12 protein-coding genes are annotated in these 17905 nt (G+C 60.3%); 10 read left to right on the forward strand and 2 right to left on the reverse strand.

Annotation, left to right across the window (positions count from 1 at the left end; all coding sequences use genetic code 11):
• Positions 1-99: 99 nt before the first annotated feature.
• On the reverse strand, positions 100-2049 hold the full coding sequence (locus QFW87_RS27325; RefSeq protein ID WP_283190960.1) for a BCCT family transporter: 1950 nt from the start codon (positions 2047-2049) through the stop codon (positions 100-102).
• Positions 2050-2428: 379 nt separating this feature from the next.
• On the opposite strand from QFW87_RS27325, the gene betI reads away from it, so the two are divergent.
• From betI to yccS, 9 genes are all read left to right on the forward strand, one after another.
• Positions 2429-3022, forward strand: coding sequence for a transcriptional regulator BetI (gene betI / locus QFW87_RS27330; protein WP_283181979.1), 594 nt, complete (start codon positions 2429-2431; stop codon positions 3020-3022).
• A 108-nt stretch (positions 3023-3130) separates the two neighbouring features.
• Positions 3131-4603 carry a betaine-aldehyde dehydrogenase gene (gene betB, locus QFW87_RS27335; protein ID WP_283181980.1) on the forward strand — a complete coding sequence of 491 codons (1473 nt, stop codon included), beginning with the start codon at positions 3131-3133 and terminating at the stop codon, positions 4601-4603.
• Positions 4604-4759: 156 nt separating this feature from the next.
• Positions 4760-6463, forward strand: a complete 1704-nt coding sequence (gene betA, locus QFW87_RS27340) for a choline dehydrogenase (RefSeq protein ID WP_283189300.1) — start codon at positions 4760-4762, stop codon at positions 6461-6463.
• A 272-nt stretch (positions 6464-6735) separates the two neighbouring features.
• Positions 6736-8178 (forward strand): TldD/PmbA family protein, encoded by a 1443-nt coding sequence (locus QFW87_RS27345; RefSeq protein WP_283189301.1) that lies wholly within the window; start codon positions 6736-6738, stop codon positions 8176-8178.
• Positions 8178-9515 (forward strand): TldD/PmbA family protein, encoded by a 1338-nt coding sequence (locus QFW87_RS27350; protein ID WP_283189302.1) that lies wholly within the window; start codon positions 8178-8180, stop codon positions 9513-9515. Before QFW87_RS27345 ends, QFW87_RS27350 begins: the two co-directional genes overlap by 1 nt.
• A gap of 112 nt (positions 9516-9627) precedes the next feature.
• Positions 9628-11055: a multidrug transporter subunit MdtD gene (gene mdtD / locus QFW87_RS27355; protein ID WP_283189303.1), complete on the forward strand. Its 1428-nt coding sequence runs from the start codon at positions 9628-9630 to the stop codon at positions 11053-11055.
• A gap of 188 nt (positions 11056-11243) precedes the next feature.
• Complete coding sequence (gene dbpA / locus QFW87_RS27360; RefSeq protein ID WP_283189304.1) at positions 11244-12629, forward strand: ATP-dependent RNA helicase DbpA; 1386 nt, start codon at positions 11244-11246, stop codon at positions 12627-12629.
• A gap of 159 nt (positions 12630-12788) precedes the next feature.
• Positions 12789-13967: an NAD(P)/FAD-dependent oxidoreductase gene (locus tag QFW87_RS27365; protein WP_283189305.1), complete on the forward strand. Its 1179-nt coding sequence runs from the start codon at positions 12789-12791 to the stop codon at positions 13965-13967.
• A 244-nt stretch (positions 13968-14211) separates the two neighbouring features.
• Positions 14212-16395: a YccS family putative transporter gene (gene yccS / locus QFW87_RS27370; protein WP_283181987.1), complete on the forward strand. Its 2184-nt coding sequence runs from the start codon at positions 14212-14214 to the stop codon at positions 16393-16395.
• A gap of 15 nt (positions 16396-16410) precedes the next feature.
• On the opposite strand, the gene QFW87_RS27375 is transcribed toward yccS, so the two are convergent.
• A complete protein-coding gene (locus QFW87_RS27375; RefSeq protein WP_283181988.1) occupies positions 16411-17148 on the reverse strand; it encodes a transporter substrate-binding domain-containing protein in 738 nt (245 codons plus the stop codon).
• A 257-nt stretch (positions 17149-17405) separates the two neighbouring features.
• Here QFW87_RS27375 and QFW87_RS27380 point away from each other — a divergent pair, with 257 nt between their 5' ends.
• Positions 17406-17858, forward strand: a complete 453-nt coding sequence (locus QFW87_RS27380; RefSeq protein ID WP_283189306.1) for a GNAT family N-acetyltransferase — start codon at positions 17406-17408, stop codon at positions 17856-17858.
• Positions 17859-17905: the final 47 nt, after the last annotated feature.

Below are 17905 nucleotides of genomic sequence, written 5' to 3' on the forward strand. Positions count from 1 at the left end.
GCCGCTGCGCGACCCAACGGGGATAAATCCCCTCACCACAGAATCCCCTCACCACAGTGAGAGCTGCGGTGCAGCTACTTGCACCGCAGACCTCAAGTTTTAGCTATAAACCCGGCCAAGGAGCTGCCGATGGCTTTCAAACTGATCGAGCACGTCACGGGTGATCTGATCCTGAGTGAAGCCCATCAAGTCGTAGTCCTGACTGCCGTTGTGCAAGTACACCTCGGCGCGGTAGTAACGTGCGCGGGGTTCATCGGCGCTTTCAGCCGACACCGTCTCGCTCGCCGCGGCCAGGTAGCCGTCCAGGCTCACTTCGTAGACAAAAGGGTTGCCCTCTTCCATCTCGATCCGCACGCCCATGCAACGCTTCGACTTGCCCAGCAACGTTTGCACGTCCAGGCCTTGGGCACGCAATTGCACCGCCGCATCTTCCAGCGCCGGGCTGACTTGCTTGTCCATGAAACGCTGAACAATCGACTGGTTCGGCTGCAAGTCCAGCTGCGTCAAACGCTCGCTGAAACCACGACGACCGCGGGCTGCGAGCTCCGCTTGCTCCTGTTCGATCTGCACGTCCTGGCGCATCGCCTTGTGCAGGCCGAACATGAAGAACACCAGCACCACCGAGAACGGCAGCCCGGCCAGCACCACCATGGTTTGCATGGCTTCGAAGTTACCGGCGAACAGCAGGCCGATGGTCACCAGCGTGATCACCGCCGACCAGAAGATCCGCAGCCAGTGCGGGGCGTCTTCGTCGACGTTACCGCCCTTGCAGGAAAGGTTGGCCATCATCACCGCGCCGGAATCCGCCGGGGTCAGGAACAGCACGAAACCGACAAAGATCGACACCCCGATCACGATTTTCGACGCTGGGTAGTGCTCAAGCAGTTGGTAGATCGCCATCGACGGCTGTTCCAGCGCCGTCTTGCCGAGCTCCACCGCCCCATGGTTCATCACCAGGTCCAGGGCCGAGTTACCGAAGATCGACAACCATGCCAGGGTGAAACCCAGTGGAATCAGCAACACACCGGCTACCAGTTCACGCACCGTGCGACCACGGGAAATACGCGCGATGAACATGCCCACAAATGGCGCCCAGGAAATCCACCAGGCCCAGTAGAACAGGGTCCACAGACCCAACCAGCGCTCGGATTTGGCGTTGTCGGCTTCGTACACATAAAGGTCGAAAGTCTTCAGCACCACGCCGTTCAGGTAGTCGCCGATGTTTTGCACGAAGCCGTTGAGCAAGTGCAGGGTCGGGCCGAACAACAACACAAAAATCAGCAGGCCGCTGAACAGCACGATGTTCAGGTTGGACAGACGGCGAATACCGTTTTCCACGCCGGACACGGCAGCGATGGTCGCCACGGTGCTCATCACGATGATCACGATCATCAGGTTGGTGTTGCTGTGTTCCATGCCGAACAGGTTTTCAAGCCCCGACGACACTTGCAGCGAACCAATCCCCAGGTTTGTCACCAGACCCAGCAGGGTCACGAACATGCCGAAGCCGTCCACCGCATGACCGGCGGCGCCTTTGACCCAACGCTCGCCCACCAGCGGATACAGCGCCGAACGCAACGCCAGCGGCTGGTTATGACGGTAAGCAAAATAGGCCACGGCCAGACCGACCAATGCGTAGATCGCCCAGCCATGCAGACCCCAGTGCAGGAACGTCAGCTGAACCGCCTGACGTGCCGCCATGTTGCTGGCGGCCACGCCTTCCGGCGGATTGAAGTAGTGGTCCAGCGGCTCGGAAGCACCGAAGTACAGCAGCGAGATGCCGATACCCGACGAGAACAACATCCCCGCCCAGGCGCCGTAGCTGAAATCCGGCGTGTCGTCCTTACTGCCCAGCTTGAGTTTGCCGTAGGACGAAAACGCCAGGCCGACCACAAAGACCAGATAAGCGGCGATCACCACCATGTAGTACCAGCCGAAGCTGCGGGACAACCAGGCCTGGGCAATACCAAGCACTCTGCCGGCCTCTTGCGGGGCGATGATCAGAATGGCGGTCAACAACAGGATCAACGCGGTAGAGGTGTAGAACACCCAACCGTTGACCGTCACCTTCTCGGGTGGGGTCTTTATTAGAGAGGCAGAACTCATGGCACAGATGCTCCAGGCAGTGCGAGAGAAGAACACAAGGCAACGCGTTACCCGACCAATCGGTTAGTTGGCAGCCGACCGGCGGGTGATATAAAGACAGCCCGAAAAAAGCCCGAAGCCCGGGAGCGCCAGTGCGCGGGGGTTTCGAGCGTTTTCAGACGTCGTTTTTCCGCCAACTACGTGTAGGAAAAACCTGTAGGCAGCGACGAATTGTCGCAGATCTTATTCTTTGTTGATTGAACGTTCAATCAAAACAAAATAGACTGGCCTTCAATCCGATAGACGTTTTACGTCCGCCGGAAGGCCTAAGGAGATGTGCAAGATGCCCAAGGTCGGTATGCAACCCATCCGCCGCCAGCAGTTGATCGAAGCCACATTGCAGGCGGTAGATCAGGTCGGAATGGGGGACGCCAGCATTGCGCTGATCGCCCGTTTGGCCGGTGTCTCGAATGGCATCATCAGTCATTACTTTCAGGACAAGAACGGCCTGATCGCTGCCACGGCGCAGTATCTGATGAGTGTCCTCAGCGAGAACGTCACCGCGCGTCGTCAGGCGCTGGAGGACAGCAGCCCACGGGCTCACCTCCAGGTGATTATCGAAGGCAACTTCGACGCCAGCCAGGTCAATGGCCCGGCAATGAAAACCTGGCTGGCCTTCTGGGCCACCAGCATGCACCACCCGTCTTTGCACAGGTTGCAGCGGATCAACGATCACCGTCTGTATTCCAACCTGTGCTGCCAGTTCCGCCGTGTATTGCCGCTCGAAGACGCGCGCAGTGCAGCCCGCGGTCTGGCAGCCCTCATCGACGGTTTGTGGTTGCGCGGTGCGCTGTCGGGAGATGCTTTCGACACCGGGCAAGCGCACCAGATCGCTTACGAATACATGGATTTCCAACTGGCCAAGCAGGTGAGTTAGAGCACACAGAACCGCTCAGCACCTGAACTGCCACTGACCAGCGTTGCCCAAGCTATAAGGCACGCCCGGTGGTTACCGCCAACCAACTTATGCTCTTGCGAGGACTATATGGCCCGTTTCGAACTGCAAAAACTCTACATCGATGGCGGCTACAGTGACGCCAGCAGCGACGCCACCTTCGAAGCCATCAACCCGGCTAACGGTGAAGTCCTCGCAACCGTACAACGTGCGACCCAGTCAGACGTTGAGCGCGCCGTCGTCAGCGCCGAAAAGGGCCAGAAAATCTGGGCCGCAATGACCGCCATGGAGCGTTCGCGCATCCTGCGTCGTGCCGTCGACATCCTGCGCGAGCGCAACGATGAACTGGCTGCCCTGGAAACCCTGGACACCGGCAAGTCGTTCTCCGAAACCAAGTACGTCGACATCGTCACCGGCGCTGACGTGCTGGAGTACTACGCAGGTCTGGTGCCGGCCATCGAAGGCGAGCAGATTCCGCTGCGCACCACTTCGTTCGTCTACACCCGTCGCGAGCCGCTGGGCGTCGTGGCCGGTATCGGCGCGTGGAACTACCCGATCCAGATCGCCTTGTGGAAATCCGCACCTGCCTTGGCGGCCGGTAACGCGATGATCTTCAAGCCAAGCGAAGTCACTTCCCTGACCACGCTGAAACTGGCCGAGATCTACACCGAAGCTGGCGTTCCGGCTGGCGTGTTCAACGTGCTGACCGGCAGCGGCCGTGAAGTCGGTACCTGGTTGACCGAGCACCCACGCATCGAAAAAATCTCCTTCACCGGCGGCACCGACACCGGCAAGAAGGTGATGGCCAGCGCTTCTGCTTCGTCGCTGAAAGACGTGACCATGGAATTGGGTGGCAAGTCCCCGCTGATCATCTTCGACGACGCCGACCTCGATCGCGCCGCCGACACCGCGATGATGGCCAACTTCTACAGCTCCGGTCAGGTCTGCACCAACGGCACTCGCGTGTTCGTGCCAAGCCACCTGAAAGCCGCTTTCGAAGCCAAGATCGTTGAACGCGTTGCGCGCATCCGCGTCGGCAACCCGGAAGACGAGAACACCAACTTCGGTCCTCTGGTCAGCTTCGCCCACATGGAAAGCGTGCTGGGTTACATCGCCAAAGGTAAGGAAGAAGGCGCTCGCGTGCTGTGCGGCGGCAGCCGTCTGACCGAAGGCGAATTCGCCAAAGGCGCGTTCGTGGCACCGACCGTGTTCACCGACTGCACCGACGAGATGACCATCGTTCGCGAAGAAATCTTCGGCCCGGTGATGAGCATCCTGACCTACGAAACCGAAGAAGAAGTGATCCGTCGCGCCAACGACACCGACTTCGGCCTGGCGGCTGGCATCGTCACCAAAGACCTGAACCGCGCTCACCGCGTGATTCATCAACTGGAAGCCGGTATCTGCTGGATCAACGCCTGGGGCGAGTCCGACGCCAAGATGCCGGTCGGCGGCTACAAGCAGTCGGGCGTGGGCCGTGAGAACGGCATCAGCTCGCTGAACAACTTCACACGCATCAAATCGGTACAGGTCGAACTGGGCGATTACGCCTCGGTTTTCTAAGCCCCGGCTGAAAACCCTGTAGCAGCTGCCGAGGCGCGAGGCTGCGTTGCGTGTCCGCAGGACCGCCCTCAGAGGGTCGCTGCGCGACCCAACGCAGCCTCGTGCCTCGGCAGCTGCTACAGGCGACCTGAACCAACTTCAAAGAGGGTGCATTTAATGTCCCAAGAATTCGATTACATCATCATCGGTGCCGGCTCGGCCGGTAACACCCTGGCGACCCGTCTGACTGAAGACGAAGGCGTCACCGTCCTGCTGCTCGAAGCAGGCGGCCCGGACTACCGTTTAGACTTCCGCACGCAAATGCCAGCCGCTTTGGCGTTCCCGCTGCAAGGTCGTCGCTATAACTGGGGCTACGAAACCGATCCAGAACCACACATGGACGGTCGCCGGATGGAATGCGGTCGCGGTAAGGGCCTGGGTGGTTCTTCGCTGATCAACGGCATGTGCTACATCCGCGGCAACGCGATGGACTACGACAACTGGGCCAAACTGCCAGGTCTGGAAGACTGGGATTACCTGAACTGCCTGCCGTATTTCCGCAAGGCTGAAACTCGGGACATCGGCGCGAACGACTACCACGGTAGCGACGGCCCGGTCAGCGTGACCACGCCGAAAGCCGGCAACAACCCGCTGTTCCACGCGATGGTCGAAGCGGGCGTGCAAGCCGGTTACCCGCGCACCGAAGACCTCAACGGTTACCAGCAAGAAGGCTTCGGCCCGATGGACCGCACCGTGACGCCGAACGGCCGTCGCGCCAGCACCGCTCGCGGTTACCTGGACATCGCCAAGAAGCGCTCGACCCTGACCATCGTCACCCACGCCCTGACCGACAAGATTCTGTTCGAAGGCAAGCGTGCAGTCGGCGTGCGTTACTTGATCGGCGCCGCTGAAGAGCGTGTTGAAGCCCGCGCCCGCAAAGAAGTGCTGCTGTGCTCTGGCGCCATCGCTTCGCCGCAGATTCTGCAACGCTCTGGTGTCGGCCCGGCCGAACTGCTGAACAAGCTCGACATTCCGGTGGTCCATGACCTGCCAGGCGTCGGCGAAAACCTGCAGGATCACCTCGAGTTGTACCTGCAATACGCGTGCACCCAACCGGTCTCGCTGTACCCGTCGCTGCTTTGGTACAACCAACCGGCCATCGGCGCCGAGTGGCTGTTTAACGGCACCGGCATCGGCGCCAGCAACCAGTTCGAAGCCGGCGGTTTTATCCGTACCCGCGAAGAATTCGATTGGCCGAACATCCAGTACCACTTCCTGCCAGTTGCCATTAACTACAACGGCAGCAACGGCGTGAAAGAGCACGGTTTCCAGGCGCACATGGGTTCCATGCGTTCGCCGAGCCGTGGTCGGATTCAGGCCAAGTCGAAGGATCCGCGCGAGTACCCGAGCATCCTGTTCAACTACATGGCCACCGAGCAGGACTGGCAGGAATTCCGCGACGGCATCCGCCTGACCCGTGAAATCATGCAGCAGCCTGCACTGGACGCTTTCCGTGGCCGCGAGATCAGCCCGGGCATCGACGTGCAAACCGATGAGCAGTTGGACAAGTTCATCCGCGAACACGCCGAAACCGCGTTCCACCCGTCCTGCTCGTGCAAGATGGGCACCGACGAAATGGCGGTGGTTGACGCTGAAGGTCGTGTGCACGGCATGCAGAGCCTGCGTGTGGTTGATGCCTCGATCATGCCGATCATCACCACCGGCAACCTGAACGCGCCGACGATCATGATCGCCGAGAAAATCGCCGACAAGATCCGTGGTCGCAAGCCATTGCCGCGTAGCAAGGCTGCCTACTTCGTGGCCGGCGATGCGCCGGTGCGTGGCAAGCCGTTGCGGGATGTGAGCCTGACTGCTCAGTAAGACCGTTATACCGAGGCGCGGCCTTCGCGAGCAGGCTCGCTCCCACAGGGGATCTTCAGTGAACACAGATTCTGTGAACACCAAAGACCAAATGTGGGAGCGAGCCTGCTCGCGAAGGGGCCCTACGAAACACAGCACCTCTCCTGGTAATCACTTCCTACACCGCTCCGCGCTTGATCCTACCCCCCACGCAGGCCTAATCTAGCGCCACGCAAACGTTTCCCCCCTCGCGACATCGATACACCGCCACTCCATACCAAGGAGGTTCCCGAATGTTCGATTTCCACCCCCAGCTCAAGCAGCGTTTCGCGGCCTTGCGCACGGGCGCTGAATTCTTTTCGCTGCGTTATGTGCGCGAGTCCGGCCAGTACCTGTCGGTGCGCAAGAATGTCGCCGAACCTCCGAGCCTGAGCCGTGACGAAGGCGCGATGCTGACCGTTCGGGTCAACGGCGTCGAAGCCTATGCCGCGACCAATGACCTGTCGCAATCCGGCCTGCAAGCCGCGCTGGAGCGAGCCGAGCAGCAAGCCCGCCGACTCAAGCCCCACGCCCTGCTCGACCTGCGCGAGCAAGCCGTTTCCAGCGACCGCGCCGATTACTTTTCGCCGAACCTCGACCAGCCCTTCCCGTCCCTGAGTGATTGCTACCAACTGCTCGGCGCCGAATCCGCATCCGTGCCCAAGGACGAGCGACTGGTGAACTGGGAAGTGAGCATCGGCATCACCAATGTCGAACAGATCTACCTCAGCAATGCCGGCGCCGAACTGCGCCAGGCCCAGCGTTTCGTCTACCCGAGCGTGGACGTCACCGCCTACGACGGCAATGACAGCCAGACCCGTACCCTGGGCCGCGAAAATTTCGGCCAACAAGGCGGCTTTGATGTGATCAGCCGCTGCGGCCTGGTTGGTGCCGGCCCGAAAATCGCCGATCAGGCGCTGCAATTGCTGCTGGCGCCGAACACCCCGAAAGGCCCGCGTGACCTGCTGTTGATGCCGGACCAGATGATGCTGCAGATCCACGAGTCCATCGGTCACCCGCTGGAACTGGACCGCATCCTCGGTGACGAGCGCAATTACGCCGGCACCAGTTTCGTCAAGGCCGAAGACTTTGGCAGCCTGCAGTACGGATCCAAACTGCTCAACGTGACCTTCGACCCGGACATTCCCGAACAACTCGCCAGCTACGGACATGACGACGACGGCACCGCGGCGAGCAAACAATTCCTGATCCGCGAAGGTTTGCTGCTGCGTCCACTGGGCGGCGCGCTGTCGCAATTCCGTGCCGGCATGGACGGTGTTGCCAACAGCCGCGCCTGCGGCTGGAACCGTCCGCCTATCGACCGCATGGCCAACCTGAACATCGAACCCGGTGATCAACCGCTGGAACAGCTGATCGGTAACATCGAGCACGGGATTTTGATGAGTACCAACCGCTCGTGGTCCATCGACGATGCGCGCAACAAATTCCAGTTCGGTTGCGAATGGGCTCAGTTGATCGAAAACGGCGAACTCAAAGGCGTGGTGAAGAACCCCAACTACCGGGCGATTTCCGCTCAGTTCTGGAAAAGCCTCAGCGCCGTCGGCGATGCGAACACCGTAAAGGTCCTGGGCACACCGAACTGCGGCAAGGGCGAACCGAACCAGGTGATCCGCGTCGGCCATGCGTCACCGGCCTGTGTGTTCAGCAACGTTGATGTGTTTGGGGGGGATGCCTGATGAGTACTTCAAAAAGTCAGGCCGATGCGTTCAAGGCCTTGGTCAACTGGCTGCGCGACGCGATTCGCGAGCCGGAACAGTTCACCCTCAGTTACGCCGCGGAATCGTCGGCCTTCGTGCGCTTCAACCACGCCAAGGTGCGTCAGGCCGGTCAGGTGCAGCAGGCGAGCGTCGGTTTCAAGTTGATCAAAGACGGTCGCCATGCCGACCTGAACATCACCCTTTCCGGTGATGCTGAAGTCGATACTCAGCGCCTGGCCGAAGGTCTGCAACAGCTGCGCGAAACCTTGCCGTTGCTGCCGCAGGATCCCTACCTGCTGCTCAACCACAACGGCTGGCAGAGCAAGAATGTTCAAGATCATCCGCTGCCGGACACCGAGCAAGTGGTCGCTGAAATCACCCAGGCCGCCGAAGGGCTGGACCTGGTGGGTTTCTACGCCGCCGGCCCGATCAGTCGCGGCTTCGCCAGTTCTTCGGGCGCGTTCGGCTGGCATCAGGCCAACAGCTTCAACTTTGATTTCAGTCTGGTCCATGAAAACGGCCAAGCGGTTAAAGCCTGTTACGCCGGGCACGACTGGAAAAGCGAAGGTTTTGCCAAGCGCTTTGCGCAGGCGCGCGAGCAGTTGGCGTTTCTCGGCAGACCGCAACACACCCTGGCGCCGGGTCAGTACCGCGCCTATCTGGCACCGGCAGCCCTGGGAGAAATCATGGACATGCTGGGCTGGGGCGGTTTCTCGGCGCAGTCGATTGCCAGCAAAAACAGCCCGCTGCAGAAGCTTTACGCGGGCGACAGTGCGTTCAGCCCGTTGGTGTCGGTCGATGAAAAGGTCAGCGGTTCGTTGAGCCCGGCATTCTCCGGCGAAGGTTATCCGCGCAGCGATCTGGGGTTGATCGTCAACGGCAAGGCTGGCGCACAGATGGTCAGTTCACGCAGTGCGGCCGAGTACGGCCTGACCGCCAATGGCGCCAGCGGTGGTGAAATGCCAAGCGCAGTGAACATGGCGGCCGGTACGCTGCCTGATGCAGAGATTCTCAAGCAATTGGGCACGGGGCTGTACATCAGCAACCTGTGGTACCTGAACTACTCGGACCAATCGGCGGCACGTCTGACCGGCATGACGCGGTTTGCGACCTTCTGGGTCGAGAACGGCGAGATTCAGGCGCCGGTGAGCACCATGCGGTTTGATGACAGTGCTTACAGTTTGCTGGGTTCGCAGCTGGAAGCGTTGACCGAGGAGCGCGAGCTGATGTTGTCGGCCAGTACCTACAGCCAGCGGGCCACAGCGTCGGCGTTGTTGCCGGGGGCACTGATCAGCAAACTCACGCTGACCCTGTAAAAAGCTTCGCGAGCAGGCTCGCTTCCACATGGACAGCGAACACCCTGTGGGAGCGAGCCTGCTCGCGAAGAGGTCACCACGGACTACCTGATTCTCACTGACAAGAGGTCCCATGCCCAACCGCCCGCCTCTCGACGCTGTCACCGCCCGCTGGGTGCCGTGGGTCGTCGCCATCGCGTTCTTCATGCAATCCCTCGACGGGACCATCCTCAACACCGCCCTGCCCGCCATGGCCCGAGACCTGGCCGAAGACCCGCTGCGCATGCAAGGTGTGATCATCGCCTACATGCTCACCGTCGCCTTGCTGATCCCTGCCTCGGGCTGGATTGCCGACCGTTTCGGCACCAGGAAAATCTTCTTCGGCGCGATCCTGCTGTTCAGCCTCGGCTCGTTGCTCTGCGCACTGTCGAGCACCCTGAGCCTGTTGATTGGTGCCCGAGTGATTCAAGGCCTGGGCGGTGCGCTGATGTTGCCGGTCGGGCGGCTTGTGGTGTTGCGCGCCTACCCTCGCTCGGAACTGGTGCGGATCATGGGCTTCATCACCATTCCCGGATTGCTCGGCCCGTTGATCGGCCCGACCATGGGCGGCTGGATGGTGGAATACCTGACCTGGCACTGGATCTTCCTGATCAACCTGCCGGTGGGCGCCGTCGGTTGTTACGCGGTGTGGAAATTCATCCCCGACCTGCGCGGCACCGAACGTACCCGCTTCGATAGCCTGGGCTTTTTACTGTTCGGCGCAGCGATGGTGCTGATCACCATCGCCATGGAAGGTCTCGGCGAAATGCACCTGCCGCACTTGCGGGTGATGTTGCTGCTGTTCGCCGGCATGGCCTGTCTGGCGGCGTACTGGTTGCGGGCCGGGCACATCGAAAATCCGCTGTTCGCACCGTCGTTGTTCAAGACCCGGACGTTTGCCGTGGGCATCCTCGGCAACCTGTTCGCCCGACTGGGCAGCGGCGCCTTGCCGTTTCTCGTGCCGTTGCTGCTGCAAGTGGCGCTGGGTTACTCGCCGTCCCAGGCCGGGATGAGCATGTTGCCGCTGGCGGCGGCAGCGATGGTCGCCAAGTCGGTGGCGCGACCGCTGATCGAACGTTTGGGCTATCGCATCGTGCTGACCGGCAATACGTTGGCGCTGGGGCTAATGCTGGCGAGCATGGGCCTGGTCAGCGAGCAAACGCCGTACTGGCTGCTGTTGGTGATGCTATCGATTCTGGGGGCGATCAACTCCTTGCAGTTCACCGCAATGAACACCGTAACCCTGATCGACCTCGACGACGCCAGCGCCAGTAGCGGCAACAGCTTGCTGTCGGTGGTCGCGCAATTGTCCCTGAGCCTTGGCGTTGCCTGTGCCGGCGCCTTGCTCGGCGGGTTCACCGCAGAAGTCGGCAATGATGGCGTGGACACGGTTTTGGGCGCGTTCCAGCTGACCTTTGTAACGGTCGGGATCATGGCGATGTTGGCCGCAACGATCTTTTCTCAGCTTTCACCAACGGATGGCCGACGGATGGTCAGCCGCGAGCACGATATAGAACACTGATCTGTAGCAGCTGCCGAGGCACGAGGCTGCGTTGCGTGTCCGCAGGACCGCCCCCGGTCCTCGGAGCCGCTTCGCTGCCCAACGCAGCCTCGTGCCTCGACAGCTGCTACGACTATTCGTCCAGAATTTGCAGGTGAAGAGAGCGAGACTGGTACACTGCGCGACATTTTGTTTTGCAGGCCAGTCCCGTGACCACCATCGCCACCGCTTTTAATACTTTGCCGCTGTCCGCCGCCATGCTGGCTAACCTCGACTCCCTCGGTTATGCCCAGATGACGCCGATCCAGGCGCAAAGCTTGCCGGTGATCCTCAAGGGGATGGACCTGATCGCCCAGGCCAAGACCGGCAGCGGCAAGACCGCCGCCTTCGGTATCGGCCTGCTGAACCCGATCAATCCGCGCTTCTTCGGCTGCCAGGCGCTGGTCATTTGCCCGACGCGCGAACTGGCCGACCAGGTTGCCAAGGAAATCCGTCGCCTGGCCCGTTCCGAAGACAACATCAAGGTCCTGACCCTGTGTGGCGGCGTGTCCTTCGGCCCGCAGATCGGCTCTCTGGAACATGGCGCGCACATCATCGTCGGCACCCCGGGCCGCCTTCAGCAGCATTTGCGCAAAGGTTCGCTGGTGCTCCATGGCCTGAACACGCTGATCCTCGACGAAGCCGACCGCATGCTCGACATGGGTTTCTACGACTCCATCGAAGAAATCATTGCCCAGACCCCAGAGCGTCGCCAGACCCTGCTGTTCTCCGCCACGTACCCGACGGGTATCAAGCAGTTGGCGGCGAAATTCATGCGCACTCCTCAGATAGTGAAGGCCGAGGCGTTCCACGACGACACGCAGATCGAGCAGCGCTTCTACGAGATTTCCCCGGAAGAGCGCATGGACGCCGTGGTCAAAGTCCTCGCGCATCATCGTCCGGCGTCCACCGTGGCCTTCTGCTTCACCAAGCAGCAGGTTCAGGAAACCGTCGATCACCTGACCTCCAAAGGCATCTCTGCCGTCGGCCTGCACGGCGATCTGGAACAACGTGACCGTGACCAGGTACTGGCCATGTTCGCCAATCGCAGCACCTCGGTGCTGGTTGCTACCGACGTCGCCGCGCGCGGTCTGGACATCGATGCGCTGGACATGGTGATCAACGTCGAACTGGCCCGTGATTCGGAAATCCATATCCACCGTGTTGGCCGTACAGGCCGCGCCGGTGAGAAAGGTATTGCGATCAGCCTGGTCGCACCGTCCGAAGCGCACCGCGCCCAAGCCATCGAGCAACTGCAGAAGTCGCCGTTGAGCTGGGATCAGCTGGATAACCTCAAATCCCAGGGCGGCGCACCGCTGCTGCCGGTGATGAGCACGCTGGTCATCGGCGCTGGCCGTAAAGACAAGGTGCGTCCGGGCGACATTCTTGGCGCATTGACTGGCGATGCGGGTATTCCGGGCGCTCAGGTTGGCAAGATCGCGATTTTCGACTTCCAGGCCTATGTGGCTGTGGAACGCGGGATCGCCAAGCAAGCCTTGCAGCGCCTGAATGATGGCAAGATCAAAGGCCGTTCGCTGCGCGTGCGTATCTTGTAAGAGATCTTCTGCCCAACGAAGATCCCCTGTGGGAGCGAGCTTGCTCGCGATGGCGGACTGTCAAACAACATCTATGTTGAATGTGCAGGCCTCATCGCGAGCAAGCTCGCTCCCACATTGGTTTCCCGGTGAATTTAATATTTGTGTGAGGACACCGTTTTGCGCTCTACCGAAGTCGTGATCATTGGCGCTGGCGCCGCAGGTTTGATGTGTGCGCTGACTGCCGCCGGGCGCGGGCGCAAGGTGATGTTGCTCGACCACGCCAACAAGGCCGGCAAGAAAATCCTGATGTCGGGCGGTGGCCGCTGTAATTTCACCAACATGTACACCGAACCGAGCAATTTCCTCTCGCAGAACGAACACTTCTGCAAATCCGCCCTAGCCCGATACACCCAGTGGGATTTCATCGGCATGGTCGCCAAGCACGGCGTGCCATATCACGAGAAAAAACTCGGCCAGCTGTTCTGCGATAACAAATCCAGCGACATCCTCGACATGCTGTTCAACGAGTGCGATCAGGTCGGCGTCAGCCTGCACCTGGACACCTCGATCCAGCACATCGAGAAAATGGAACGCGGCTACCTACTGCAAACCACCCTCGATCAGATCACCTGCGAATCGTTAGTGATCGCCACGGGCGGCTTGTCGATCCCGACGCTGGGCGCCAGTGGTTTCGGCTATCAGGTGGCCAAACAGTTCGGCCACGACTTGCTGCCGACCCGCGCCGGGCTGGTGCCGTTCACCATCACCGATCAGCTCAAGGAGCTTTGTACCGAGCTGTCCGGTACGTCGGTGGATTGCCTGGTGAGCTGCAATGACCAGAGTTTCCGCGAGAACATCCTGTTCACCCACCGCGGCCTCAGTGGTCCGGCGATTTTGCAGATCTCTTCGTTCTGGGAATCCGGCGACACGGTAGAGATCAATCTGATGCCGGACCATGACGTGCCGAGCTGGCTGCAACAGCAGCAAGCTGAACGTCCGAACAGCGAGCTGAAAACCCTGCTCGGGGAAATCTTCACCAAGAAGATGGCCAACCTGCTGGCGGATAACTGGTTCGTCTCCAAACCGATGAAGCAGTACACCCACGCGGAAATTGCCGACATCGCCGAAAAACTGGCGAGCTGGAAAGTGGTTCCGGCCGGCACTGAAGGCTATCGCACCGCTGAAGTGACATTGGGTGGCGTCGATACCAACGAGGTGTCGTCCAAGACCATGGAATCGCTGAAAAGCCCCGGCCTGTACTTTATCGGCGAAGTGCTCGACGTGACCGGGCATCTGGGCGGCTTCAACTTCCAGTGGGCCTGGGCCTCGGGTTACGCCGCCGCGCAGTACGCCTGACTCAAGGGTGTACACAAATAAAATGTGGGAGCGGCGGTGCGACGATTCGACTTGCTCGCGAAGGCGGCTTTACAGTCAACATCAATGTTGAATGTGCCGGCCTCTTCGCGAGCAAGCCTTCTCCCACATTGACCGCGTTTGAAATCAAGGAACAGATTTTGCTGTCAGATGTGATCGGCGCCATTGTGTCGGCGTCATTACTGGCTCAATTTAGAATCATTGCCTCGGAAGGCCCTCGCACTTCATGTCATCGACCCCCTTTAGTCAGTCTCTGCGTCGCCTCTGGGCGCTGGATAAATTCAGCTACAGCGTGCGGGTGTTTATCGCCCTGACCGGTACCATGGCGTTGTGTTGGTATCAGGATGAAATGGGGCTGCTGATTCCGTTGTTCCTGGGGATCATCGCCAGCGCTCTGGCCGAGACCGACGACAGTTGGCAAGGCCGCCTAAACGCGCTGGCCGTGACGCTGGTGTGTTTTGCCGTCGCTGCGCTGTCCGTCGAACTGCTGTTCCCCTACCCCATCCTCTTTATCATCGCCTTTGCCCTGGCCGCGTTCTGCCTGACCATGCTCGGCGCCCTGGGCGAGCGATATGGCGCGATTGCCTCGGCGACGCTGATTCTATCGGTCTACACCATGATCGCCGTGGACCAGCGCGGCGGCGCGGTGACCGATTTCTGGCACGAGCCGGTGCTGCTGGTGGCCGGTGCTGCCTGGTACGGATTACTGTCGGTACTGTGGCAGGCGATGTTTTCCAACCAGCCGGTACAGCAGAGCCTGGCGCGGCTGTTCCGCGAACTGGGGTTTTACCTGAAGCTGAAATCGTCGCTGTTCGAACCGATCCGGCAGATGGACGTGGAAGCGCGTCGACTGAAACTGGCGCAGCAAAACGGCCGTGTCGTGGCAGCACTGAACGCCGCCAAGGAAATCATCCTGCACCGGGTCGGCAACGGTCGACCGGGCTCGAAAGTCAGCCGTTACCTGAAGCTGTACTTCCTCGCTCAGGACATCCACGAGCGCGCCAGTTCCTCGCACTACCCTTACAACGCCCTGGCCGACGCGTTCTTTCACAGCGACGTGATGTTCCGCTGCCAGCGCCTGCTGCGCCAGCAAGGCAAGGCCTGCCGGGCGTTGGCCGAGTCGATTCAGATGCGCCAGCCGTTCATCTATGACGCGAGCTTCGCCGAAGCCCTGAGCGACCTGCATGCCTCCCTCGAACATCTGCGCATCCAGAGCAACCCGGCCTGGCGCGGCTTGTTGCGTTCGTTGCGGGCACTGGCGGCCAATCTCGGCACGCTCGATCGTTTGCTCAGCGATGCCAGCAACCCCGATGCCCTGGCGGACGCCACCGACAGCAGCCTGCTCGACCGTTCGCCCCGTAGCCTCAAGGATGTGTGGATTCGGTTACGCACGCAGCTGACGCCGACGTCATTGCTGTTCCGTCACGCACTGCGTTTGCCCCTGGCCCTGAGCATCGGCTACGGGATGGTGCATTTGATCCACCCGTCTCAGGGTTACTGGATCATCCTCACCACGCTGTTTGTCTGCCAACCGAACTACGGCGCCACCCGCCGCAAACTCGGCCAGCGAATCATCGGCACCGCCATCGGCCTGACCGTGGCCTGGGCGCTGTTCGATCTGTTTCCGAATCCCTTGGTCCAGTCATGCTTTGCGATCGCCGCCGGTGTGGTGTTCTTTATCAACCGCACCACCCGCTACACCTTGGCGACGGCTGCGATCACCTTGATGGTGCTGTTCTGCTTCAACCAGGTCGGGGATGGTTACGGGCTGTTCCTGCCGCGGTTGTTCGATACCTTGCTCGGCAGCCTGATCGCCGGGCTGGCGGTGTTCCTGTTTCTGCCCGACTGGCAGGGCCGACGCCTGAATAAAGTGCTGGCCAACACCCTCACGTGCAACAGCATTTACCTGCGCCAGATCATGCAGCAATACGCCGCTGGCAAAAGCGACGACCTGGCTTATCGCCTGGCACGACGCAATGCGCACAACGCTGACGCGGCACTGTCGACGACGCTCGCCAACATGCTGATGGAACCGGGGCATTTCCGTAAGGAGGCGGATGTCGGATTCCGCTTCCTGGTGCTGTCGCACACCTTGCTCAGCTATTTATCCGGATTGGGCGCACACCGGGAAACCCAGCTACCGCCCGACGTGCGCGAGCATTTGATCGACGGTGCCGGCGTGAGACTGGCCGCCAGCATCGATGAAATTGCCCAAGGCCTGGCGAGCAAACTGCCGATTGCGATCCAAAGCGATGAGGAAGAGGCACTGGCCAATACGCTTGAACAGATGCCGGACGAAATCGATGAAGGCCAACGGCTGGTGCAGACGCAGTTGGCGTTGATATGCCGTCAACTTGGGCCACTGCGGACGCTGGCAGCGCACCTCATCAAGGAAACAGGCGAGGATTGAGCTCGGGACCGGCGCTTACAGTCCGTGTTGTTTCATCAACCGCTGATAACTGCCATCCACTTTCATCGCCGCGATCTCGCGGTCGAAACCGGCGACGATCTGTTCATGCCTGGGGTTCTTCAGGCTGACCAGGATGTGCAGGCTGTTCTCGCTCAATGGCTTGGGCAAAAACTCCACGGCATTGCGCACCTTGGTTGATTCCCGGGCCAGGAAGTAACGCGCGACGTATTCGTCTTCCAGCGTCAATTTGACCCGATCGGCGGCGACCATCCGCACCGCCATGGAGAAGCTGTGCACCGGGACTTTCTGCATCGATACGTCGTCATCGAACTCTGGCGAATAGGCATAACCGCGCACCACCGCTATCGGGTAGGTATGCAGTTGTTGCAGGTTGTTGTATTCGATCGGTGTGTCTTTGCGCTTGAGAAAGCGCACCCGGTTGAGCAGGTACTCGCCGGAAAACTGGCCAAGCTTCGTACGATCGTCGGTGTACCAGGCGTTGACCAACACGTCGTATCGACCCTCGCCAACCCCCTGCAAGGCCCGCGCCCAAGGCACTTGTTCAAAGTCACTGGCATAACCGGCCCGGGCCAGTGCTGTGCTGACGATGTCCGTGGCCAACCCACCGTTGACCAGCGTGGCGTCGGTAAAGGGCGGCCAGGCATCGGCCACCAATCGCAGCTTTTCCGCTGCCGCGCCTTGAGTCAGCAACAGCAACCCAATCAAAGCAAAGGCTCGATGCAATTGCGGCATGCTAGAAAATCCTTAGCGGGCGGGACGCCCGACATGTTTTCAGCCAAAACTCCAAGGCCCCCGTACTGCCAAACCCAGGTACTAACATTAGCTCATCGAAGCCACTGCACAGCGCTTCATCTCAGATTACACAAACAAGACAAGGCCGCGCGAAATGAATGATGGCATTTTGGCCTTTGTCACAGATTTCTCTGCCATACAGACATCTTTCGCCTGGGCGCTTAGTATCGGAGCGACGATGTTCAAGGAGTCAGGAGATGACAATCGATTGGGTTTGCAAACACCACAGCGATCTGGGCAAAGAGCAGCTGTACGCCATTCTGCAGCTACGTGCAGAGGTGTTTGTCGTTGAACAGAAATGCGTCTATCAGGACGTCGATGGCCAGGATCTGGAAGGTGACACCTGCCATTTAATGGCTTGGGACGGGGATCGGCTGGTGGCGTACCTGCGGTTGCTCGACCCGGAGTTACAGGGTGGCGACGTGGTCATCGGGCGGGTGATCATTGCCCCTCAAGCGCGCGGTACAGGGCTTGGGCATGAGTTGATGGCACAGGCGTTGAAACAGGTTGAAAAGCGCTGGCCTGAAGTACCGGTCTATCTCTCGGCCCAGGCGCATTTGCAGGGGTATTACGCTAAATACGGATTTGTGGTGGCGGGCGAGGAATTTCTCGAAGATGACATTCCGCATATCGGGATGCGCCGGGTTTGAGACTTGCGACAGACTCTGGAATCACCCCCTCACCCTAACCCTCTCCC

Source organism: Pseudomonas sp. PMCC200344 (assembly GCF_030053095.1).
Classification (GTDB): Bacteria; Pseudomonadota; Gammaproteobacteria; order Pseudomonadales; family Pseudomonadaceae; genus Aquipseudomonas; species Aquipseudomonas svalbardensis.

What these genes read in the sequence shown, in the direction of transcription:
- mdtD (WP_283189303.1), top strand. Translation starts at nt 9,628, where the DNA reads ATGCCCAACCGCCCGCCTCTCGACGCTGTCACCGCCCGCTGGGTGCCG.
- betA (WP_283189300.1), top strand. Translation starts at nt 4,760, where the DNA reads ATGTCCCAAGAATTCGATTACATCATCATCGGTGCCGGCTCGGCCGGT.
- betI (WP_283181979.1), top strand. Translation starts at nt 2,429, where the DNA reads ATGCCCAAGGTCGGTATGCAACCCATCCGCCGCCAGCAGTTGATCGAA.
- QFW87_RS27375 (WP_283181988.1), bottom strand. Translation starts at nt 17,148, where the DNA reads ATGCCGCAATTGCATCGAGCCTTTGCTTTGATTGGGTTGCTGTTGCTG.
- betB (WP_283181980.1), top strand. Translation starts at nt 3,131, where the DNA reads ATGGCCCGTTTCGAACTGCAAAAACTCTACATCGATGGCGGCTACAGT.
- QFW87_RS27350 (WP_283189302.1), top strand. Translation starts at nt 8,178, where the DNA reads ATGAGTACTTCAAAAAGTCAGGCCGATGCGTTCAAGGCCTTGGTCAAC.
- yccS (WP_283181987.1), top strand. Translation starts at nt 14,212, where the DNA reads ATGTCATCGACCCCCTTTAGTCAGTCTCTGCGTCGCCTCTGGGCGCTG.
- QFW87_RS27345 (WP_283189301.1), top strand. Translation starts at nt 6,736, where the DNA reads ATGTTCGATTTCCACCCCCAGCTCAAGCAGCGTTTCGCGGCCTTGCGC.
- QFW87_RS27380 (WP_283189306.1), top strand. Translation starts at nt 17,406, where the DNA reads ATGACAATCGATTGGGTTTGCAAACACCACAGCGATCTGGGCAAAGAG.